This is a genomic window from Bradyrhizobium sp. USDA 10063 (genome assembly GCF_054063735.1).
Genome location: NZ_JBSSGP010000002.1, coordinates 4573366 through 4595000, shown reverse-complemented (window position 1 = coordinate 4595000; position 21635 = coordinate 4573366). Strand labels below are relative to the sequence as shown.

At 62.9% G+C, this 21635-nt stretch carries 22 protein-coding genes and 1 tRNA gene (1 of these 23 running past the window's edge); 10 read left to right on the top strand and 13 right to left on the bottom strand.

What is annotated here, in order from left to right; translation table 11 throughout:
• The 5 genes from ACVJGD_RS23790 to ACVJGD_RS23770 all read right to left on the bottom strand — a co-directional run.
• Positions 1-46, bottom strand: partial view of a TRAP transporter substrate-binding protein gene (locus ACVJGD_RS23790; RefSeq protein ID WP_456636595.1) — the start only. The gene continues 1043 nt to the left of window position 1, outside the view; only the first 46 of its 1089 coding nucleotides appear in the window; its start codon is at positions 44-46; its stop codon lies off the left edge, out of view.
• A gap of 232 nt (positions 47-278) precedes the next feature.
• Entirely contained in the window at positions 279-1619 is a 1341-nt protein-coding gene (locus ACVJGD_RS23785; RefSeq protein ID WP_456640348.1) for an NAD(P)H-dependent oxidoreductase, read from the bottom strand.
• A 143-nt stretch (positions 1620-1762) separates the two neighbouring features.
• Positions 1763-2563 (bottom strand): phytanoyl-CoA dioxygenase family protein, encoded by an 801-nt coding sequence (locus ACVJGD_RS23780; RefSeq protein WP_456636594.1) that lies wholly within the window; start codon positions 2561-2563, stop codon positions 1763-1765.
• Between the two features lie 87 nt (positions 2564-2650).
• Positions 2651-3325, bottom strand: a complete 675-nt coding sequence (locus ACVJGD_RS23775; RefSeq protein WP_456636593.1) for a GntR family transcriptional regulator — start codon at positions 3323-3325, stop codon at positions 2651-2653.
• A 92-nt stretch (positions 3326-3417) separates the two neighbouring features.
• Positions 3418-4281: a sigma-70 family RNA polymerase sigma factor gene (locus tag ACVJGD_RS23770; protein WP_456636592.1), complete on the bottom strand. Its 864-nt coding sequence runs from the start codon at positions 4279-4281 to the stop codon at positions 3418-3420.
• Between the two features lie 110 nt (positions 4282-4391).
• Between ACVJGD_RS23770 and ACVJGD_RS23765 the strand changes: the two genes are divergently transcribed.
• Complete coding sequence (locus ACVJGD_RS23765) at positions 4392-4847, top strand: carboxymuconolactone decarboxylase family protein (protein ID WP_456640347.1); 456 nt, start codon at positions 4392-4394, stop codon at positions 4845-4847.
• Between the two features lie 217 nt (positions 4848-5064).
• Entirely contained in the window at positions 5065-6798 is a 1734-nt protein-coding gene (locus ACVJGD_RS23760) for an adenylate/guanylate cyclase domain-containing protein (RefSeq protein WP_456636591.1), read from the top strand.
• A gap of 18 nt (positions 6799-6816) precedes the next feature.
• Here the strand turns inward: ACVJGD_RS23760 and ACVJGD_RS23755 are convergent, their stop codons facing one another.
• Positions 6817-7626, bottom strand: coding sequence for an alpha/beta fold hydrolase (locus tag ACVJGD_RS23755; protein WP_456636590.1), 810 nt, complete (start codon positions 7624-7626; stop codon positions 6817-6819).
• Positions 7627-7738: 112 nt separating this feature from the next.
• Between ACVJGD_RS23755 and ACVJGD_RS23750 the strand changes: the two genes are divergently transcribed.
• The gene (locus ACVJGD_RS23750) at positions 7739-8281 is read left to right on the top strand and encodes a methylated-DNA--[protein]-cysteine S-methyltransferase (protein WP_456636589.1); all 543 of its coding nucleotides are present in this window, start codon (positions 7739-7741) and stop codon (positions 8279-8281) included.
• A 184-nt stretch (positions 8282-8465) separates the two neighbouring features.
• Here the strand turns inward: ACVJGD_RS23750 and ACVJGD_RS23745 are convergent, their stop codons facing one another.
• From ACVJGD_RS23745 to ACVJGD_RS23730, 4 genes are all read right to left on the bottom strand, one after another.
• Positions 8466-9335 carry an MBL fold metallo-hydrolase gene (locus ACVJGD_RS23745; protein ID WP_456636588.1) on the bottom strand — a complete coding sequence of 290 codons (870 nt, stop codon included), beginning with the start codon at positions 9333-9335 and terminating at the stop codon, positions 8466-8468.
• Between the two features lie 13 nt (positions 9336-9348).
• Positions 9349-9966 (bottom strand): glutathione S-transferase family protein, encoded by a 618-nt coding sequence (locus tag ACVJGD_RS23740; RefSeq protein WP_456636587.1) that lies wholly within the window; start codon positions 9964-9966, stop codon positions 9349-9351.
• 127 nt (positions 9967-10093) lie between these two features.
• Positions 10094-10936 (bottom strand): fumarylacetoacetate hydrolase family protein, encoded by an 843-nt coding sequence (locus ACVJGD_RS23735; protein WP_456636586.1) that lies wholly within the window; start codon positions 10934-10936, stop codon positions 10094-10096.
• A gap of 211 nt (positions 10937-11147) precedes the next feature.
• Positions 11148-12002, bottom strand: a complete 855-nt coding sequence (locus tag ACVJGD_RS23730; RefSeq protein WP_456636585.1) for an MBL fold metallo-hydrolase — start codon at positions 12000-12002, stop codon at positions 11148-11150.
• Between the two features lie 119 nt (positions 12003-12121).
• On the opposite strand from ACVJGD_RS23730, the gene ACVJGD_RS23725 reads away from it, so the two are divergent.
• A complete protein-coding gene (locus tag ACVJGD_RS23725; protein ID WP_456636584.1) occupies positions 12122-12562 on the top strand; it encodes a DUF3775 domain-containing protein in 441 nt (146 codons plus the stop codon).
• A 103-nt stretch (positions 12563-12665) separates the two neighbouring features.
• Here ACVJGD_RS23725 and ACVJGD_RS23720 read toward each other — a convergent pair whose 3' ends face one another.
• Positions 12666-13448, bottom strand: a complete 783-nt coding sequence (locus ACVJGD_RS23720) for an SDR family oxidoreductase (RefSeq protein WP_456636583.1) — start codon at positions 13446-13448, stop codon at positions 12666-12668.
• A 151-nt stretch (positions 13449-13599) separates the two neighbouring features.
• Here ACVJGD_RS23720 and ACVJGD_RS23715 point away from each other — a divergent pair, with 151 nt between their 5' ends.
• The gene (locus tag ACVJGD_RS23715; protein WP_456636582.1) at positions 13600-14361 is read left to right on the top strand and encodes an SDR family NAD(P)-dependent oxidoreductase; all 762 of its coding nucleotides are present in this window, start codon (positions 13600-13602) and stop codon (positions 14359-14361) included.
• A gap of 498 nt (positions 14362-14859) precedes the next feature.
• Positions 14860-14936: transfer RNA gene (locus ACVJGD_RS23710), tRNA-Met, on the top strand.
• A gap of 207 nt (positions 14937-15143) precedes the next feature.
• Here the strand turns inward: ACVJGD_RS23710 and ACVJGD_RS23705 are convergent.
• Together ACVJGD_RS23705 and ACVJGD_RS23700 are read right to left on the bottom strand one after the other, a co-directional pair.
• Positions 15144-16076, bottom strand: a complete 933-nt coding sequence (locus ACVJGD_RS23705; protein WP_456636581.1) for a complex I NDUFA9 subunit family protein — start codon at positions 16074-16076, stop codon at positions 15144-15146.
• Positions 16066-16965, bottom strand: a complete 900-nt coding sequence (locus tag ACVJGD_RS23700) for a DUF2189 domain-containing protein (RefSeq protein ID WP_456636580.1) — start codon at positions 16963-16965, stop codon at positions 16066-16068. The genes ACVJGD_RS23705 and ACVJGD_RS23700 overlap by 11 nt, the downstream gene beginning before the upstream one ends.
• A 533-nt stretch (positions 16966-17498) precedes the next feature.
• Between ACVJGD_RS23700 and coxB the strand changes: the two genes are divergently transcribed.
• From coxB to ACVJGD_RS23680, 4 genes are all read left to right on the top strand, one after another.
• Positions 17499-18332: a cytochrome c oxidase subunit II gene (gene coxB / locus ACVJGD_RS23695; protein WP_456636579.1), complete on the top strand. Its 834-nt coding sequence runs from the start codon at positions 17499-17501 to the stop codon at positions 18330-18332.
• Positions 18333-18412: 80 nt separating this feature from the next.
• Complete coding sequence (gene ctaD, locus ACVJGD_RS23690; RefSeq protein WP_456636578.1) at positions 18413-20188, top strand: cytochrome c oxidase subunit I; 1776 nt, start codon at positions 18413-18415, stop codon at positions 20186-20188.
• Complete coding sequence (locus ACVJGD_RS23685) at positions 20185-20889, top strand: cytochrome c oxidase subunit 3 (RefSeq protein ID WP_456636577.1); 705 nt, start codon at positions 20185-20187, stop codon at positions 20887-20889. Before ctaD ends, ACVJGD_RS23685 begins: the two co-directional genes overlap by 4 nt.
• 15 nt (positions 20890-20904) lie before the next feature.
• Positions 20905-21627, top strand: coding sequence for a heme-copper oxidase subunit III family protein (locus ACVJGD_RS23680; protein WP_456636576.1), 723 nt, complete (start codon positions 20905-20907; stop codon positions 21625-21627).
• Positions 21628-21635 lie beyond the last annotated feature (8 nt).

The window sequence follows — 21635 nt, the reverse complement described above, 5'->3', positions numbered from 1 at the left end:
CGGCGAGCGAGATGCCGCCTGCCTTCAAGAACTCACGACGTTTCATGCGTTTCCCCTCTAGCTGAATGTCGATACCTCGACGAGGGACAACGATCTTGAGTGTCGTTTTTGGCTTCGTCGGTGACCGACGCTGGATTGTGGCGATTAGGTTGGCGGGCCTTCAAAGGCTCTTCTTATTGGAAGTCCGAAATTTCCGGTTCCGTCAGGGAGCATGACCGTTCGGGCACCGATAATCAAGCGCAATGCCCTACTGCAGTTGCGAAGCGAGCGCTGAATCTTCAGGCAGGGACGCGGTCGGCACCTGCCGCCTTCGTGCCGCCGAACGCCGCTTCCATCGCCTTGCGCGTCTTGACCGTCTCGTTGCCAGCGTCGATCTCGACATCGCTCCAGCGCACCACGGCGCCATGTGCGATGTCGTTCTTCAGCTTCACGCGATGGGCGAGCCCGATCGGCAGCGCGCCGGCGGCGAGGCTCGCTTGTGCCGGCATCAGTTTGCCCCACACTGTGTAACCGCCTTCGCCGTCGAGCTCTTCGCCTGCGCGCAGATCGCGCTTGGCGACCGCGGCGACATCGCCGCGAAAACCGTGCGGCTGGCCGGTCGGCTCATTGCGCAATGCCGCGGACAGCACCGAGATATTCAACTCCAGTCCGATCAGATGATAGGGCTTGTACATCGCCGCATAGCGGCCGGAGGCGTCGGTCTTCAGCCCATACTGCTTGAAACAGTCGGTCGCGTAATCGTTCGGCGCCTCCAGCACGACATAGACGCCCCAGCGCAGGTCGCGGAAGACGGGACGGCCGTCGCGCTCGATCGACGATACCACTTCCACCACACCCGACCTCTCCAGCACGCCGCCTTTCTCGCGCGGCCGCAAGATATGCGGAAGATCGTCGACGCCGCAGGGCGGAAACAGCAGGCCATCGGAGGGCACGTCGAGGCCGGTGGCGTTGGCAATCGCCGCCATCTCGATCGCGGACTTGGTGCCGTCGAGGAAGGAGTTGAACATCTGCGGATTCATGCCGGCGGATTGTGCCTCGCCGGCCGTGAGGCCGTAGTGGCTCCAGACGCCTTCCGGCGTCACGTCGTGATAGGCCGGCAGATACTTCGTGCCCTTGCCGGCGGCGACGACGCGAAAGCCGGTGGCGCGTGCCCAATCGACCATTTCCGCCGTCAATGCCGGCTGGTCGCCATAGGCGAGCGAATAGACCACGCCGGCTTTCCGCGCCTCTTCCGCAAGCAGCGGGCCCGCCAGCACGTCGGCCTCGACATTGACCATGACGACGTGCTTGCCGGCCGCGATCGCCGCGCGCGCATGTTTGATGCCGACCGCGGGATTGCCGGTCGCCTCCACCACCACATCCATCGCGCCGCCTGTAATCGCCCGTGCGCCATCATCGGTGAAAGTGGTGGCCTTGATGCGATCATCGTCCCAGCCGACGGTGCGGCACGCCTCGCGCGCGCGGTCGCGGTCGAGATCGACGATAACAGGCACCTCCAGTCCCGGCGTGTGCGGCACCTGCGAGAGGAACATCGAGCCGAATTTTCCGGCACCGATCAGCGCCACGCGAACCGGCTTGCCGGCGGCGGCGCGGGCTTTGAGGAGGTGGTGGAGGTTCATGGCGAGGAATCCGATGATGATTGGCTTCGTCATTCCGGGGCGCGCGAAGCGTGAGCCCGGACTCCATCGGGCCGCATGCGCAAGCGGAGAAATGGATTCCGGGCTCGACGCTTGCGCGTCGCCCCGGAATGACAGGTGAGAGACTACTCCGCCGCCTGCCGCGGTGCACGCGCCAACCGCACCAGCGCGTCGTCCTCGACGGTATGGATCGGCGTGAAATCGCGATGGGCGATGTATTCCGGCCGCGTCGGGGTACGGATGTAGTTCGAGACCGCGTTCAGCGTCAGGTAGACGATCTTGCGCGGATAGGGCGTGATGTTGCCGCTCGATCCGTGCACCAGATTGCCGTGGAACATCAGCATGCCGCCGGCCTTGCCGGTCGGCGCGACGATGCCGCCGTCCTTGACCAGGCGCGTCACGGTCTCCTCGTCCAGCGTCCACAGCGGATAGGACGTGGTCTCGAGGTCGTGGGCGGCCTTGAGGTCGCCGGCATTGTGGCTCTTCGGCACCAGCATCAAGGGGCCGTTGATCGGCATCACCTCGTCGAGGAAGATCGCGATGTTCATCGCGCGCGGCTCCGGCATGCCGTCGTCGCGCTTCCAGGTGCCGTAATCCTGGTGCCATTGCCAGACGTCGCCGGTGAAGGCCGCCTTCGCATTGATCTTGAACTGGTGCATGTAGACCTTCTCGCCGAAGATCTGCTCGATCGGCTCGATCATGCGCGGATGCGCCCCGAGGGTCCCGAAGGCCTCGTTGTAGAGATGTGCGGCAAAGGCGGTGCGCGGCGCGCCGCTCTTCTCGCGCCACACCTCGGGACGGTTAGCGTCGTAGATGCTCACCGCCTCGCGGGCGAGGAAGTCCACCTCTTCCTGGCTGAACAATTCGGGCAGGAACAGCCAGCCCTCGCGGTTGAAGAATTCGATCTGCTCTGGCGTCAGTTTCATGGTGCTTCCTCCTTTTGGTTTTCTTTGCTGTGGCTCATCCTTCGAGACGCGGCTTCGCCGCTCCTCAGGATGAGGACGGCGTGTCGATCATGCCGCCACGTCGGTCGCTCTCAATCTTTCCTCCGTCATCCGTCCTGCCGTCTGCGCATGCGCAAGTGCGGCGGCCTCGGCCGCCTTCGCATCGCCGGCAAGGACATGCGCGGCGATCTGCTCATGCTCGGCCCAGGCACTCTCACGATAGTCGAGCTCGGCGAGCACGGTCGCCATCGAGCGGCGCATATGCGCCCATTGCGGCGCGATCATCTCCTCGATCGCGGGATTGCCAGACAGCGCATAGATCGCGCTGTGGAAGTCGACGTCGCGCGCGATCAGCTCGGAAAGCGGCGTGTGCGCGTCGATCGCGCGCCCGGCCGTGAGCGCGGCTTCGAGCCGCCCGCGGCAGGACGCATCGGTCCTGCTGCGCCCGGCAGCAAGCCGCGCCGCCAGCGCGTCGATCGCGCCGCGGACTTCGTAGAGCTGGCGGATGCGCTGCGGATCGAGCTGGGTCACCTCGAAGCCGCGGCGGCCGCTTTCGGCGACCAGCCCCTGGCGGTGCAACAGATGCAGCGCATGCGACACAGGCTGGCGCGACACGCCAAGCTTCTCGGCAAGCTCGTTCTGGGTGATCCGCTGCCCCGGTGGCAGCGTGCGGTCGATGATCGCTTCCAGGATCCGCGCATAGACCTGGTCGATCAGGTTGGGTAGCGGCTCGAGCGGTAGCATGCCGGGTTCCATTCGGAATACGGAATTCCGTATTCGAAAAAAGCTACCCCCACCCCACGACGCGGTCAAGGCGAAATCCGGCCACCCTCGCTTTAATCGCTCGAAAGCACTTCGATGTTGAACGTCGCGATCCGCTCCGCATCGGCAATGGCCTCGAACGCCGTGATCCTGTCGCCAGCGATGGTGAACTGCAGCACGATCCGCAGTTGCCCGCCGAGGATGACCGCGAGCGCCGGCCCGCCATCGACCAGCGCCGGCTTTGCGGTCTGCGCCCGTCCCTTGAAGGTTTCGGCGACCGCCGTCGCGCCGCGGATTTCCGCCAGCGATCCCAGTCGCTGCGCCGCCGCATCGGCGCGGAACACGACATCGGGATCGAGCACCGCGAGCAGACCCTCGAAATCGCCGTCCCGCGAGGCGGCCAGGAATGCCTCGACGATCCTGCGTTGCCGCGGGGCGTCGCCATCGGCTTCACGGGAGCCCTGCACGCGGCGCCGGGCACGGCTGGCAAGCTGGCGCGCCGCCGCCGGCGTGCGGCCGACGATCGGCGCGATCTCCTCGAAGGGAACGGCGAACATGTCGTGCAGCACGAAAGCCAGCCGTTCGGCCGGCGCGAGCGTATTGAGCACCACCAGCAACGCCGCGCCGACGGAATCGGCCATCTCGGCGTCGCGCTCATGCATATCGTGCGCGGCCGGCTCGGGCACGGCCGGCCCCATCGGTTCCTCCCGGCGCGCCTTGCGCGCGCGCAGCATGTCGAGGCAGACGCGGGCGATCACGGTGGTGAGCCAGCCCGCGAGATTTTCGACCGCGGAGGCGTCGGTGCGGCTCAGTCGCAGCCAGGTTTCCTGCACGGCGTCGTCGACCTCGCTTGCCGAACCGAGCATGCGGTAGGCCACCGCGCGCAGATGAGCCCGGTTGGACTCGAATTGCGCGGCCAGAAAATTTTTCTCGTCCATCGGTCACACTCTCCATCTGCGGCCCGTCATGGACATGACGAAGCAAGTCCGGTCGGTGTGACAGCAGATCGGCCGGACCGCGTCAAAGCCAATGCTATGGAGAACAGATGATGCAAGCCCGCATGAATCACCCGGTGATGGTCATTCCCGACGCCATGAAGACGCTGCAGGCGCTCAGCAACCTGCCGCACGGTAATCTGCCGGAGAAACTGCTCGAACTCGTGCACCTGCGTGCCAGCCAGATCAACGGCTGCAGCGTCTGCGTCGACATGCATCCGAAACTCGCGAAGAGGGCAGGGGAAACCGACGAGCGCCTGTTCTGCGTCGCCGCCTGGCGCGACGCCCCCTATTTCACCGACGCCGAGCGCGCCGCGCTCGCGCTGACGGAATCGCTGACCCGGCTCAGCGACCGCGAGGAGGGCGTGCCGGATGCGGTCTGGCGCGAAGCCGACAAGCATTTCAACGAAAAGGAACTGGCGTCCCTGATCCTCGCAATCGCCGTCATCAACGTCTGGAATCGCCTCAACGTCGCCGTCCGCCAGCCGGTCGGCGCATGGAAGGTGTGATCGCTCCCTGTTTCCGCCTAGAGGCCGGCTGCGACACTGTGCAGCCGGTCTCGGTGGCGCTGCAAACGACACCCAATCCGGTCTCCGGAACTGTGCTAAATTCGCAGCCGCCGATCAGAACTTGACTTGGCCAAGTCGCGATTGGCCGCGCTTCTCATTTTCGTATCATCCCGATCTTACTTCAAAAATTCGGCCTGTCACGCCAGAGCGTTCTTTCATGCTGCGACCGACAATCAGAAACCAGATCCTTGGCATCGCCATGGGCCTCATCGTGCTGATGGCCATCACGTCGGTGTTGTCGACGGTGATGGCGAGGCGGATCGCCCATCAGCTCGACGAACTGACGACGAAATATGTTGAGGCTTACGGCCATCTGGCGCGAATGAATATCCGCTCGCTTGAGCAGGCACTCGCTGTTCGCCGGATGGTGATCGCCAAGATGGAATCACCGCCTGACGATGCTGCTGTGGATGAGCAGCAAAAAGTATACGAGGCGAAGGGTCTGGAAGTCGATCAGGAAGCGAACGCCGCGCGTGGTCTCGTCAACGCGATCATTGCGGATGTCGCCACCGAATCCGACAACGCGAGGCTCGGTCGGATCGACGATCGAATTGAGACCCTGAACAATGACCTCCGCCGCTATCTGGGTGAGGAGCACAAACGGCTGTTGTCGTTGCTTGAATCCGGCAATCTCTCCGAGGTCAAGGCGAGCCTTGCCAGGGCCGAAGCACTGCGCGACGAGTTCAACCAGAAGGTGGACGAAGTCCGAGGGGATATGCTGGCGCAGGTGCGTGCGGACGCCGCGGTGACGGCGAAGGACCAGCAACGGGCTATTTTGATCTCCGTCATCCTCACGGCACTCGCCGCGATCCTGGGGCTGCTCTTTTCATTCTTCGTAAGCACCGGCATTACGCGGCCGGTCAGGCGCCTGCTGGAGGGGACCCGCGCGGTCGAAGCCGGCCGGCTCGACGGCTCGATCGACGTCACGACCCGGGACGAGATCGGCCAGCTCACCGCAGCGTTCAACAAGATGGTCGAGCAATTGCGCCATAAGGAGCGGATGCGCGAGACGTTCGGCAGGTACATCGATCCGCGGGTCGTGGAGGGGCTGATTGAGCGACAATCACTGACCGCGACCGACGGCCAGCGTCGTGTCATGACCGTGCTGTTCTGCGACATGAAGGGCTTTACCAGCCTCAGCGAAGGAATGACGCCACAGGGGCTGGTCAAGGTTATGAACCACTATCTCTCGACCATGTCCGGCCCGATCCGCAGCCATCAGGGGATCATCGACAAATATATCGGTGATGCGATCATGGCCTATTGGGGCCCGCCATTCAACGACGATGGCGACCAAGCGCGGCTGGCCTGCCTTGCCGCCATCGACATGGCCGATCGCGGTACGACATTGCGGACGGAATTGCCCGAACTGCTCGGCGTGCGGTCGGTGCCGAGTGAATGTGACGTGCGCATCGGCGTTGCGACCGGCGAGGTTCTGGTCGGAAGCATCGGCTCGGAATTCATGATGAGCTACACCGTCATGGGCGACGCGGTGAACCTTGCGTCGCGCCTGGAAGGGGCGAACAAGATATACGGCAGCCATGCCCTGGTTTCCGAAGCGACCGTGAAAGCGGCAGCCGATGCGATCGAATTTCGCGAAGTCGATCGGCTGGTCGTCGTTGGTCAGACGCGGCCGGTCACCGTGTTCGAGATTATCGGCCGCAAGGGCGAACTCAGCCCGGCACAATTGGCATTGCTAAAGCGATATTCCGAGGGACTTGCCGCCTATCGCGCCCGCCACTGGGACGATGCGCTTCAGGCGTTCAAGGAAGCAATTGAAGCTGTTCCCGCTGACGGGCCATCAATGGCCTTTGTCAAACGCATCGATGGCTTCAAGGCAAATCCGCCCCCCGATGCCTGGGATGGCTCATGGTATCCGGATCACAAGTGATGCCGAGATGACCGACCGTCATCCCGCCAGAAAATCCAGCACGATCTCGCAATAGCGCTGCGGGGCCTGCTCGAACATCGGATGCGTCGTGCCCGGGATGATCTCGGTGCGCGACCCCTTCACATGGGCCGCCAGCGTGTGCAGCACCTTCGGCAGCGCGCCTTTGGTATTGGCGCCGCCGATGAACAGCGTTGGCGTCCGGATCGCTTCCGCGTCCGCCTTCGAGAACGGCGGACGCTTGTCGCGCGTCTGGCCGATCAGCGTCGTCGCATTGTCGCGCAACGGCTCCTTCGCGGCCGCCGGCAAACGCTTCCAGGCGCCGGGCCCTTCCAGCGCATCGATGAAGATTTGCAGCCCACCATCGATATCGCCCTTGGCGATGACGTCTGCCGAGGCGGCGATCCGCGCCGCCAGCGGCGAGAGGCCTGGCTTGAAGTCGGGATCGAGCGTCTCATCCAGTTCGCCGCCCGGCTCGGCCAGGATCAATTTGCGCAACAGATCCGGCCGCCGTTGCGCGACGCGGAAGGAGACGTGTCCGCCGCGCGAATGCCCCATCAGGTCGACTGGCTTCGGCTCGACCTGCTCGATGAAGGCGATGACGTCTTCGACGTGCTGGGCGATCGAATAGGTGTCGCCGACGCCGTCCCAGCGGTCGGGGAAGAAATGCCGCAGGCTGACCGCGATCACGCGATGCCTGCGCGACAGAGGTCCCAGCGTGGCCGACCAGATCCGGAAATCGCAGAGCGAGCCGTGCACGCACACCAATGGCGGGCCGTCGCCCACCTCGAGGTAGGCCATGTCGTGTCCGTTGATGCGAAGAGTTTGCATGGGGATGTTCTCAAGTTCCCGCAGGATTCGGGTGGATAGCAACATTCTCCAAGCCTAGATTCCATTGCAAGGACAAAGCTCGAAATGCCGGGCCTGAGATATGGAGCAAGCCATGACCGACCAGCATTTTGCGATCTTCGACACCGCGATCGGTGCTTGCGGCGTGCTGTGGGGCGAGCACGGCATCACCGGCGTGCAACTGCCGATGGGGAGCGAGGAAAGCACCCGCAAGCGCATTCGGCAGCGGAGCGGCGAGGCGACGGAAGCCACACCGCCCGCGGACGTGAGAAGCGCGATCGAGCGCATGACTGCATTGCTCGAGGGCAAGCCGAACGACCTTGCCGAGGTCGTGCTCGATCTCGACGGCGTGCCGGAGTTCAACCGCGGCGTCTATGACATTGCGCGCAAGATACCGCCGGGCAAGACCATGACCTATGGCGAGATCGCCAAGCAGCTCGGCGGCGTCGAGCTGTCGCGCGACGTCGGCCAGGCGCTCGGCCGCAACCCGTGTCCGATCGTCGTGCCCTGCCACCGCGTGCTTGCGGCCGGCAACAAGCCCGGCGGTTTCTCGGCGAACGGCGGCGTGGTCACGAAACTGAAGATGCTCGAGATCGAGGGCGCGATAGTCAACCACACGCCGAGCTTGTTCGATTGAGCTCTGACGGTGCCGCGGGCTCGAACACCTCTCCCGTAGGGAGAGGTCGGATCGCGTCAGCGATCCGGGTGAGGGGTTTAGGTCCCTCGATAGAGCGTAACCCCTCACCCGGGCGCTACGCGCCGACCTCTCCCTAAGGGAGAGGTGAAGAGAACGCGGCCGAGCCGCAGTTCACTTGCGGCACCTACAGCGCCTCGCACGTAAACCCGTCACCACTGCGCCTTATCTTGCCGGCCGAGGGCGAGGGAAAATGCGCGGTGCAGCAGAGCGTGTCGGTGTCGCAATAGCGCTCCAGGAAATTGCGCCGCGTCTGCGCCGCCTGCGCCTGGTCGACGTCGAATTTCGCCGACAATTCCGGATAGCGCGTCTGCAGTGGCGAGTGCATGAGATCGCCGGAGAACACGGCGTCGTCCTTGCCGCGCCCGAGGGTGAAGGCGACATGGCCCGGCGTGTGCCCGGGCGTCGGCAAAATGCGCGCGTGGTCACCGATCGCGAAATCATCGGTCACGACTGCCGCACGCTTCGCCTCCACGATCGGCAGCACGCTGTCGATGAACGGCGGCACGGCGTTCTTTTCGTTCTGCGCCGTCCAGTAATCGAACTCGCCCTTGGCAAAGACGTAGCGCGCTTTCGGGAAGGTCGGCACCCAGCGTCCGCTTTCCAATCGCGTGTTCCAGCCGACATGGTCGACATGCAGATGCGTGCACAAGACGTAGTCGATGTCTTCGATCGACAACCCGGCCGCGGCGAGGCCGCGCATGTAGGTGTCGTCGGTCTTCATGTTCCATTTCGGGCGCTGCGGGCGCGGCTTGTCGTTGCCGATGCAGCTATCGATCAGGATGGTGTGGTGCGGCGTCTTCACGACATAGGACTGGAAGCACAGCAGCAGTACATCGCTATCGTCGAGCGCCTTGGCCTCGCGCATCCAGGCCCGGTTCTCGGCCAGCACTTCCGGCGTCAGGCTGGGCAGCATGTCCAGCGCCGGCAGGAAGGTCGTCTCCTGCTCGATGATGCGGTGGATGGTGAGGTCTGCGATCGAGAAGGTGAGGCTCATGGCAGGCTCCGCTTCACGCCGGCGGCGGCACCGAGATCTTGACCGACGGCCGTTCCAGCATCTTCTGGTTGAACGCATCAAGTTTCGGATAGGTCTTGCGCCAACCGCAATCGGGGAAGCGGAAATCGGCGTAGCCGAGCACGCAGACAAGTCCGATCTGCGCGATGTTGAACGGCCCGGACAGCACGTCCTCCCGCTGCTCGAACCGCGCCATGCCGGCCCAGGCTCGATTCCAGTGGTCGTCGTACCAGGCTTGCCACTGCGAGCCCTGCGGCCGTGCCATCTTCTCGTAGCGGCACAACAGCATGGAATCGAGCATGCCCTGCAGCAGCGAGTGATCGGTCTTCGCCTTCCAGCGCGCCGGTCCGGACGCCGGAATCAATTTGCCGCCACCAGCGAGATCGTCGAGATATTCGACGATGACGTAGGAATCGAGGATGACGTCGCCGTCATCGAGGATCAACACCGGCAGTTTCTTCAGCGGATTGACATCGCGCGTATAGGTATCGTTCGCGGTGCCTGGCGCGACCGTGGTGGGGACCAGCTCGATCTTGTCGATCAGCCCGGTCTCGATCGCAGCAATGCGTACCTTGCGGGCAAACGGCGAGGCGGGCGAGAAGGTAAGCTTCATGGGAATGCCCCTTAGAGTCGTAGCGTGGGCAAAGCGAAGCGTGCCCACCATTAGCAACTCCGCTCTGATGGTGGGCACGCTTCGCTTTGCCCACCCTGCGCGGCTCCTCAGGATGAGGCGACGGTCGTCACGCCTCGACGATCTCCTGGCGCTGCTCGCCCAGGCCCTCGATGCCGAGCGTCACGACGTCGCCGACATTGAGGTATTGCGGCGGCTTCATGCCGGTGCCGACGCCGGGTGGCGTGCCTGTCGTGACGATGTCGCCGGGCAACAGCGTCATGAACTGCGAAACGTAGGAGATGCACTTCGCCATCGAGAAGATCATGGTCGAGGTCGAGCCGGTCTGGCGGCGCTGGCCGTTGACGTCGAGCCACATCGACAGGCTCTGCACGTTCGGGATCTCGTCCTTGGTGACGAGCCAGGGGCCGAGCGGGCCGAAGGTGTCGTGCGACTTGCCCTTGGTCCACTGGCCCAGGCGCTCGATCTGGAAATTGCGCTCGGAGACATCGTTGCAGACGCAATAGCCGGCGATATGGTTAAGCGCGTCGGCCTCGGAGACATATTTGGCGCGGGTGCCGATGATGGCGGCGATCTCCACTTCCCAATCGAGCTTGGTCGAGCCGCGCGGCTTCTCCACGGCGTCGTTCGGGCCGGAGAGGGCGGTGTTGGCCTTCAGGAAGAAGATCGGCTCGGACGGAATGGGATTGCCGGTTTCCTTGGCATGGTCGGTGTAGTTCAGCCCGATGGCGACGAATTTTGAGATGCCGGTGACGGGTGCGCCGAGGCGCGGGTTGCCGGGAACAGCAGGCAGCTTGGACGGATCGAGCGCGGCAAGCTTGGCGAGGGATTGCGGCGAATAGGCCTCGCCGGTGAGGTCCTTCACATGTGCCGACAGGTCGCGCAGTTGGCCGGATTTATCGATCAGGCCGGGCTTTTCCTCACCCTTCGCGCCGTAACGAACAAGCTTCATTTTTGATCACTCCCTACAGGGTTTCTTGAGAGGGGTTCTTGGGGCTTTACGGACCTCGGACGCTTCATGGAACAGCGCGGGGCGAAATTCAACTGCCGAAAGTGCAGGGGAGGGCGGGCAAAGGTAGGTAGGGTAGGCAAAGCGAAGCGTGCCCACCATCAAGCGCACCGCTCGCAATGGTGGGCACGCTTCGCTTTGCCCACCCTACGGCCTACGAATTGTCAAGCGCGATGAACTTGAAGGCCTCGCCCTCGCGCTTGATGTGGCCGGCGTTGAAATGGCCGCCGATCACCAGCGTCGGCGTGTCGGCAAAGCGGGAGAACAATTCGCGCCGCGTCGCCACCGACTGCCTGGGGTCCGAATCCGCCGTTGAGGACCAGTCCAGATGAGCCATCTGGCAGGGATGGTGGGCGACGTCACCGGTGAGCAGCCCTTCCTCGCCATCGGAGCGGATGCGGATGCTCATATGGCCGGGGCTGTGGCCAGGCGTCGGGATCAGGGTGATCTCGTCCGTCAGGCGGTGGTCGGAAGGCACGAGGTCGGCCTTGTCTGCATCCGCGATCGGCTTCACGGAATCGGTGAACACCGCGACGTGGTCTGGCGATTTGCCGTGGTCGCGCCAATGCTCGAATTCGGTCCGGCCGAACACGTAGCGGGCCTTGGGGAAGGTCGGCACCCACTTTCCATCGACGAGCTTCGTGTTCCAGCCGACATGGTCGACATGCAGGTGCGTGCACAGCACGGTATCGATGCTGTCAGGGGGAAAGCCGGCTGCGGTCAGGGTCTCCAGGAAGGGATGCTTGCGGTTGTTCCAGTTCGGCACGTTGCGGCCCTGTTTGTCATTGCCGAGCCCGGTGTCGACGATGATCCGCCGTGTCGGCGTCTCCACCAGCAGCGAATGGATCGACATTTTCAGCCGTCCTTCGCCGGTGGCGAAATGGGGAATGAGCCAGGGCAGCTTCTGGATTTCCTCGTTGGTCGCGAGCGGCAGGATGAAGCGGGTATGCCCGACCGTCTCCAATTCGACGACCTTCGTGATCTTGACCCTGCCTACCTTCCACTCCATCCGCCGCTTCCTTCTTGTGACGCTTGTTGCCGCGAAGATGCTGGTTTCCGCTTGCCCGCGCAATGGATCATCCCGCCTGATCCGGCGTTATCGGATCGCGAAAACAGGAGCGCGCGGCAATGCCGGAACTGTCGATATCGACCGATAAAGTCGGCTTTTTGATCGAGAAAGCGCGGGAATTCGATGTCAAGGAAGCGGCATCCGACCCGGATTCCGGCTCGAATGCCACTGACGACGAGATGGTTGATGTGCTGGAAGATAATGGCCGCGACCCGGTCGAGCGGGAAATCAGGGGCTTCATCCGCGCTCTGTCCGAAGACGAGCAGATCGATCTCGTTGCCCTGATGCGGCTAGGGCGCGGCGATCGTCCGATCGAGGAATGGGACGACCTGCGGCGAGAGGCCGGCGATCAATTCAACGATCGCACCGCGCGCTATCTGCTTGGCGAGCCGATGCTGGGCGATCTGTTGGCCGAGGGGCTCGAGCAGTTCGATCGTCCCTGGTCGGGCGAGCGAACCTCGGCGGACTCATCCAGCGAGAGCGAACGCGATCAACAATAACGGCGCCGAGCTTCCGGCCGCTCTCTGTGCTCGTGACATGATGGAAGCGCGGACGAGCCGGCCATTTTGTGGCGCCGGCTCGGTCCCTCATATCAGACCGCCCTCACAGCGTTCCCGGGAATGCGCCGCCGTCGAGCAGGATGTTCTGGCCGGTGATGAACCCGGCCTTGGTGCCGCACAGGAATGCGCAGGCGTAGCCGAACTCCTCGGGATCGCCGAAGCGGCCGGCGGGATTGAGCTTCGCGCGCTCGGCCAGCAGTTGCTGGGGCGTGATGCCGCGCTTTTCGGCTTCAGCCTTCGCGGTGCCAAGCAGGCGGTCGGTCTCGAACGGCCCCGGCAGCAGCGCATTGATGGTGACGTTGTTGACAACAGTCTTGCGCGAGAGGCCGGCGATGAAGCCGGTGAGGCCGGCGCGCGCGCCGTTGGAAAGCCCGAGGATTTCGATCGGAGCCTTCACCGCGGCGGAGGTGATGTTGACGATGCGGCCGAATTTCCGCGCCATCATGCCGTCGACGGTCGCCTTGATCAGCTCGATCGGGGTCAGCATGTTGGCGTCGATCGCCTTGATCCAGTCGTCACGGGTCCAGTTGCGGAAATCGCCGGGTGGCGGGCCGCCGGCATTGTTGATCAGGATGTCCGGCTCCGGGCAGGCCTTCAGCACCGCCTCGCGGCCTGCCGGCGTCGTGATGTCGCCGACGATCTCGGTGACGGTGACGTCGGGATGCGCCTTGCGGATCTCATCCGCAGTCTTCTTCAGCGCTTCGGCGCCACGCGCCGTCAACGTGACATGGACGCCCTCATTTGCGAGCGCGATGGCGCAGGCGCGGCCCAGACCCTTGCTCGAGGCGCAGACGATGGCGCGGCGGCCTTTGATCCCAAGATCCACTGTTTCACTCCCGTGATGTCAGGTGAGTTTCTGAAAGGTTCGATGTGGTCATTTTAGCCAAGGTCGCGCGGCCTGATAAGACCCGCGGCGTTGCGCCGGCCGAAATCGTAGGTATCAATGCGCGCATATCAAAGTTCTAGGAAACGTACCCATGTCCGATCCGTTCGACGTCAGCCAGGAAACCATCTTGATCACCGGCGCGAGCCAGGGGCTGGGGCGACAATTCGCCCGCGTCCTTTCCGCGCATGGGGCCGCTGTCGTCCTGGCGGCGCGCCAGACCGGCAAGCTGAAGAGCCTGGAGGAGGAGATCAGGGGCAGGGGTGGCCGCGCCGCCGCGGTGCAGATGGACGTCGCCGACATCGCCGGCATCGGCAAGGCGCTCGACGCTGCGGAGGCCGCGTTCGGTCCGGTCAGCGTGCTGATCAACAATGCCGGCATCGCCATCGAGAAACTGTCAACCGAGCAGACGGAAGCGGATTGGGACGCCGTGATCAACGCCAATCTCAAGGGCGCCTATTTCCTCGCGACCGAACTGGCGCGGCGCATGATCGCGCGCAAGCAGGAGGGCAACATCGTCAACATCGCTTCCGTGCTCGGCCTCGGCGTGATGAAATTCCTTTCGCCCTACACGGTCTCGAAAGCCGGCATCATCCAGGCCACCAAGGTGATGGCGCTGGAGCTCGCCGGCAACAACATCCGCGTCAACGCGCTGGCGCCCGGCTATATCGACACCGAGATGAACCACGATTTCTGGGCGACGCCCGCCGGCGAGAAACTGACAAAGCGGATTCCGCAGCGCCGGGTCGGCGCCGAGTCCGACCTCGACGGCGCGATCCTGCTGCTGGCCTCAAAAGCCTCGCGCTACATGACCGGCACCGTGGTGACGGTCGACGGCGGCTTTTTGCTGAATTGAGCTGGGCTACTGTGCTGCCCCTCATGGTGAGGAGCCGCGAAGCGGCGTCTCGAACCATGAGGCCCCGGTGTTGCCCGCGGCCCATCCTTCGAGACGCGCGCGAGCGCGCTCCTCAGGATGAGGTCTTGGTGCGTTGGCCCTTCCGCGAGGAGCCCTAGCCTGGATGTAGAAGTCGAGCGCAATCCGGGGTCTGCTCCCGTAGTGGCCCCTGATTTTCTTGGGTCCCAGGTCCCACTTTGCGGCGTTTCTGGCAAGCCCGGTTCCAAACGCCGGTTTCGCGCACGAATCCTGTCAATTTGGCCGTCACAAAACCTCAAAAAACCTGTGTCGAAGGGCTTTCCAAAGCGGATCAGCATTGATACATACCCCTCGCGCCCGGTTGCCCTCGGCCCCGGGTCGCCTTCTCAGGAAGTTTTCGAACGGATCGAGCGGCGCCCTTTCAAGCGTTGTCCGCCTCACGTTCGGCCTCTCTCCATGCAAGGCGGACATTCAGTTTAACGCGGGGTGGAGCAGCCCGGTAGCTCGTCAGGCTCATAACCTGAAGGTCATAGGTTCAAATCCTATCCCCGCAACCAAGTTGGTAGAAAGCCCCAGCAATCTCAGTGGATTGCTGGGGCCTTTTTTTGGTGACCAACTCGAACCGAATGGCGTCAATGCCCGGCCGGCAGGTTCAAATCGCCTCGCACTACACTGCACACAGTCGGAGGCTACTTCGACGCACAGGCAGACGTCGCGCGTGAATGGTCAGCCGTTAGAGCGGATCAACCGGGGGGCCGCTTTCATCATCGATTCGATAACATCCTCTGAAGGGTTTCCTCGATCGAATGTGGGGAAATGCCAAGTTCGGCAAATCCAGGCATCTCCGGTGACGACACGGTGTCGATCTGCATCAGCTCCACCTGATTGCGAGTAAGGGGTGAGTCAGGGAATATTTCCGAGGCCCGCGCCAGCGCGTGCCAAACGATAAATGGGATTGGAATCAGGAGAGGCGCGAGGCCGGCTTGATGGGCGATCGCTCTAAGCAGTTGCTCGTAAGAGTAGGAGGTCGGGCCGCCGAACTCAAAGACCGTCGGGTGGGTCTCGGCGCGCTCCATGAGCCGGGCAGCCGCTTCCGCAACATCCTCCACATAGACGGGTTGCAATCTGGTCCGGCCGCGGCCGAACATCGGATAGATTGGAAGTAGATGAAGGAGCTTGAGGATGGTGCTGAGGAACACGTCGTCCGGTCCGAACATCACGGCCGGGCGGACGAGACATGCATCGGGGAATTCTGCGCGGACCGCACGTTCGCCTTCGCCGCGCTTTCGGACATAGCGGGACGGCGAGGCTGGATCGGCACCGATCCCCGAGACGTGAACGAGCCGTTTGACTCCAGCCCGGTGGGCCTGGGCTGCTACCCGTTGAGCCGCCTCAACGTGAACGGAGTGAAACGTCTCTGCTCCGCGCTCGCGATAAAGGCTGACCGCGTTTACGACGCCGTACGCGCCGACCAGCGCACCCGCGACCGATCGCTCGTCGTGAATGTTGGCCTCTACGAATTGAAGTTGCGGCTTCGCAGGATCAGGCTGCCCGTGTGCTCGGTCCGGATGCCTTGATGCGATCCGGACCGGAAAGTCGTGGTCGTGCAGATGGCGAACGATGCGGCTGCCGAGGAAGCCGGTTCCGCCGAACACAGTGATGTCGCGACCGTTCGTTGCTGCTCCGCTAGCGTTCATGACTCCACGGGAAGAGGGACGCCGGGAAATCCGCCGCATAGCGATGACCTATCGGCGTGCGCGGCTCCTCTTGTGGGGGATTGGGGTCGGGCTCCACTACCTTCCGATAAAGATGCCAGGTGGCGTGACCGAGCACCGGCAGCACGACAGCGAGACCGAGGAAGATCGGCAGCGAACCGATCACCAGCAGTGCCGCAACAATCAGCCCCCATGCGGCCATCACGAATGGATTCTCCTTCACGGCCCGCAGCGACGTCCGGATGGCGTCTATCGCAGTGGCATGTCTGTCGAGCATCAACGGAAACGATACAACACTGACGCACAGCGACACGACGGCGAACAGGAAGCCGACGCCGCAGCCGACGATGATGAGCGACCAACCTTCCGGCGTCGTTAGCACACGTGTTGCGAAATCAGGGATGCTTGCGGCCGCGGCATGGCCGAAGGTGGCAACGTAGATAGCGTCCGCGGCGGCAATCCAGACCCCGAACAGAACGAGCAGCAGCACGCCGAGCCCGAGAATGGCGCCGAACGACGGTGCGCTCAGCACGTGCATCGCGTGCCATGCGGCGGCTTCCTCGCCGCGCTCGCGGCGGCGGCTGAGCTCGTAGAGGCCGAGCGCGGCAAAAGGACCGATCAACGCGAATCCGGCGGCCAGCGGAAACAGCAGCGGCAGCACCGAATAGCCAAGCACCAGTCTGAACAGGACAAGACCGAGAACGGGATAGATTCCGCACAGGACGACAGCGTGAGTTGGTATGGCCTGGAAGTCTTCCCAGCCCAGGCGCAACGCGTCGCGCAAGTCCGAAAGGCTGATCTTGCGAACGACATATGCGGTGGAGACGCCGAAGAATTGCAGGTGAGGTCTTGCAAAATACTGAGTGGCCATGGCTCCGCTCTCCTTGCTCGTGATCGCAGGGGAACGGCGCGGCCTTCAACTCGCGCACATTCGCCTCATGCGCGAAATCGCGATCGAGCCCGGCAAACCAAATTCAGCAAGAACAAGCTTTGCCGGACGGCACCTGTCGCGACCGGTTCGGAGAGGTTAGCGCGATACGCGATAGAAGCAAGATAGTGCTCACCGGCGGGTCGATTGTGCGCCTGCACATTTTGTCTGTTGCATTGCATCATCGGACGGTGATGCCGGCCGGCAATCGCCGGCTTGCGCGACGCCGGTAGTGCGCGAGACCAAGGGGCGGCCTACTCCACTATTGACGCCCGGCTCGACGCGTACCATCTTGATCAAAACGCCCCCAGCTCCGATGAGACGTGTGGTCGCGGCGTGCACGCTGCGTCGCGACCGGTTGAATGGGCGAGGCAAGAGGCACGACGACAGCGGATGTGAAGTCCGCGATCGCGACATACGTGAGCTCCGCCCTCTGGTTTGTATCCGCGGCCTTTAGCGGCAAGGATGCATGAGGGATGGCTGTAGCAATCATACTGCTTTTGGTCGCAATCGCCTCGGTGGTGTTTCACCTCTTCAGCCCGTGGTGGTGGACGCCGCTTGCCTCCAACTGGGGCTACATCGACCACACCATCACCCTGACATTCTGGATCACCGGGGCGGTCTTCGTCGCGGTCGTCGCGTTCATGGCCTATTGCGTCTTCCGCTTTCGCCACAAGGAGGGAAGGCAGGCACACTACAATCCCGAAAACAAGCGGCTCGAATGGTGGCTCAGCGTCGGGACTGCAATCGGCGTGGCGGCGATGTTGGCACCCGGACTGGTCGTCTGGCACCAGTTCGTTACCGTTCCGGCCGGTGCGACCGAGGTCGAGGTCATGGGACAGCAGTGGCAATGGAGCTACCGGCTTCCTGGAAAGGACGGCAGGCTTGGGACCTCCGACGCCCGCCTTGTCAGTGCCGACAATCCGATGGGGCTCAATCCCGACGATCCGAACGGAAAGGACGACATCGTCATTCAAAACGACGATCTGCACCTGCCGATCGGGAAGCCGGTAAAGGTGCTGCTCCGCTCGATTGACGTGCTGCATGATTTCTATGTACCCGAGTTCCGGGCGAAGATGGACATGATCCCGGGCTCGGTGACCTATTACTGGTTCACGCCCACCCGTACCGGAACCTTCGAGGTGCTCTGCGCAGAACTCTGCGGTGCCGCGCACGCGCAAATGCGCAGCAAGGTCGTCGTCGAGGAAGAGAAAGAACATCGCGCGTGGCTGGAGAAGCAGCGGACGTTCGCCGAGTTGACGGAGCAGCGCAACGTCGCGAAAGCGGCTTATAGGACAGAGAGCGAATGAAGTGAAAATATCGGCGAGGAGCGCCGCATAGCAGAGGGCCAGCTCTTCGCTGAAGAGAGAGAGACCAAGAGGGTATTCCGATGGTCGATGTCCCGTTTGACACAATCACACGCGTCCCGCCCGCTGAAGTGGGCGAGGTCGAACTCTATCACCCGAAGAGTTGGTGGACGAGGTACGTCTTTTCGCAGGACGCCAAGGTGATCGCCGTCCAGTACTCGATCACGGCGATGGCGATCGGGATGGTTGCACTGGTGCTGTCGTGGCTGATGCGACTGCAACTCGGATTTCCCGGCACATTCTCCTTCATCGATGCCAACCAATATCTCCAGTTCATCACCATGCACGGCATGATCATGGTGATCTACCTGCTCACCGCGTTGTTCCTTGGGGGCTTCGGCAACTATCTCATCCCGCTCATGGTCGGCGCCCGGGACATGGTGTTCCCCTATGTGAACATGCTGAGCTATTGGGTCTACCTGCTCGCGGTCCTGGTGCTGGCCTCGACCTTCTTCGTGCCTGGCGGGCCCACCGGCGCCGGCTGGACGCTGTACCCGCCGCAGGCGATTCTCTCCGGCACGCCCGGGCAGGATTGGGGCATCATTCTCATGCTGGCCTCTCTGATCCTGTTCATCATCGGCTTCACCATGGGCGGGCTCAACTATGTGGTGACGGTGCTGCAGGGGCGCACGCGCGGCATGACGTTGATGCGGATGCCGTTGACGGTGTGGGGCATTTTCACGGCCACCGTCATGGCGCTGCTGGCCTTCCCCGCGCTGTTCGTCGCCTCTGTGATGCTGCTGTTCGACCGCCTCCTGGGGACCAGCTTCTTCATGCCGACACTCGTCGAGATGGGCGAACTGACGAAGTATGGCGGCGGCAGCCCAATCCTGTTCCAGCATCTCTTCTGGTTCTTCGGCCATCCTGAAGTCTATATCGTCGCCTTGCCGGCCTTCGGCATCATTTCCGATCTGATCAGCACCCACGCGCGGAAGAACATCTTCGGCTATCGCATGATGGTCTGGGCCATCGTCGCAATCGGCGCCCTCAGCTTCATCGTATGGGCGCACCATATGTATGTGAGCGGCATGCACCCGTATTTCGGGTTCTTCTTCGCCACCACGACGCTCATCATCGCCATCCCGACCGCGATCAAGGTCTACAACTGGGTGCTGACCCTCTGGCGCGGCGATATTCATCTCACCATCCCGATGCTGTTCGCGCTTGCGTTCATCATCACGTTCGTGAACGGCGGACTGACTGGGCTGTTTCTCGGCAACGTGGTCGTGGACGTTCCGCTGTCCGACACGATGTTTGTTGTCGCCCACTTTCACATGGTGATGGGCATTGCACCGATCTTGGCCGTGTTTGGCGGGATCTACCATTGGTATCCGAAAGTCACGGGACGGATGCTCAACGAGGCGCTCGGACAATTCCACTTCTGGGTCACGTTCCTCGGCGCGTACGCCGTTTTCTTCCCGATGCACTATCTCGGCCTTTTGGGCATGCCCCGCCGCTACCACGACATTGGCGAAACAGCCTTCATCCCGGCATCTGCCCATGATCTCAATGCGTTCATGAGCGTGGCAGCCCTGATTGTCGGCTTTGCCCAGCTTGTCTTCGTATTCAATCTGATCTGGAGCCTGTTCAAAGGGAAAGAGGCGGGCGGCAATCCCTGGCGAGCCACGTCGCTGGAATGGCAGACACCGGAGACGCCGCCGGGGCACGGCAACTGGGGCAAGGAGCTCCCGATCGTCTATCGCTGGGCCTACGATTACAGCGTACCCGGCGCCGCGAGGGACTTCGTGCCGCAAAATGAACCGCCGGCCAGGCTGTCGGCGCAGGGGGCCCATCCGTGAGCGCCATTATCCTGTTCATGGCTGGAATAGCGGCAATCGTGGGATGGTGGCTCTCGCAGCAACGGCTGACCGCCAAACCCTGGCTGGAGGAGGGAGTGACCGTCGATCTTCGCGAGGAGAGCGGATCATCGCCGCAGGCCGCGAAGATCGGATTGGGGGTGTTTCTCGCGGTCGTCGGCTCGCTGTTCGCGCTCTTCATCAGCGCCTACTCCATGCGCATGACCATGGTGGACTGGCGGACGCTGCCAGTGCCAGCGCTGCTGTGGTTCAATACCGGCGTGCTGGTGTTGAGCAGTGTCGCGCTGCAATGGGCGCACATAGCCGCGCGTCGCGACGACATGGACGGCGTAATTCTCGGCCTGCTCGCTGGGGGAGCATCCGCCGTTACATTCCTGGTTGGACAGCTTCTGGCGTGGTGGCAGCTCAATGTCGCTGGGTATTTCTTGGCGTCCAACCCGGCCAATTCTTTCTTCTACCTGATGACCGCGGTGCACGGGCTGCATCTGATGGGCGGTCTCGTGGCGCTCGGCAGAACGACTGCCAAAGTGTGGCGCGGCGCCGAGGTCGCGCAGGTGCGCGCGAGCGTGGAGCTCTGCGCCATCTATTGGCATTTCCTGCTGCTGGTCTGGCTGGTCCTGCTCGGCCTGCTGACGGGCTGGACGGACAATTTCGTCGACATCTGTCGCCAGTTGCTCAGCTAGGGAGGGCAGGGACCGATGGCAGAGACTACACTGACAAACATCGGAGCGTCGCCTGCGCTGCTCCCAGGCTGGCAAGGGATCGCCGCCGATTGGTCCTCGGATCAGCGGGCGTTCAAGAATGTCTCCTGGGGGAAGGCCATGATGTGGATCTTCCTCCTGAGCGACACCTTCATCTTTAGCTGTTTCCTGCTGTCGTACATGACGGCGCGAATGTCGACGACCGTGCCGTGGCCCAACCCCAGTGAAGTCTTCGCGCTCAACATCGCCGGCCACCACATCCCGCTCATCCTGATCGCCATCATGACCTTCATCCTGATCAGCAGCAGCGGGACGATGGCGATGGCCGTCAATTTCGGCTACCGCCGGGATCGCGTCAAAACGGCAGCCTTGATGCTGGTCACCGCGGCATTTGGCGCAACGTTCGTCGGAATGCAGGCCTTCGAATGGACCAAGCTGATCATGGAGGGCGTCCGGCCCTGGGGCAACCCGTGGGGCGCGCCGCAGTTCGGTGCCAGCTTCTTCATGATAACCGGCTTCCACGGCACCCACGTGACCATCGGCGTGATCTTCCTGATCGCCATCGCACGAAAGGTTTGGCGGGGAGACTTCGATGTCGAACGGCGCGGCTTCTTCACAAGCCGGAAAGGGTACTACGAGATCGTCGAAATCACCGGCCTGTACTGGCACTTCGTCGATCTTGTGTGGGTGTTCATCTTTGCGTTTTTCTATCTTTGGTGAGGTCGGTG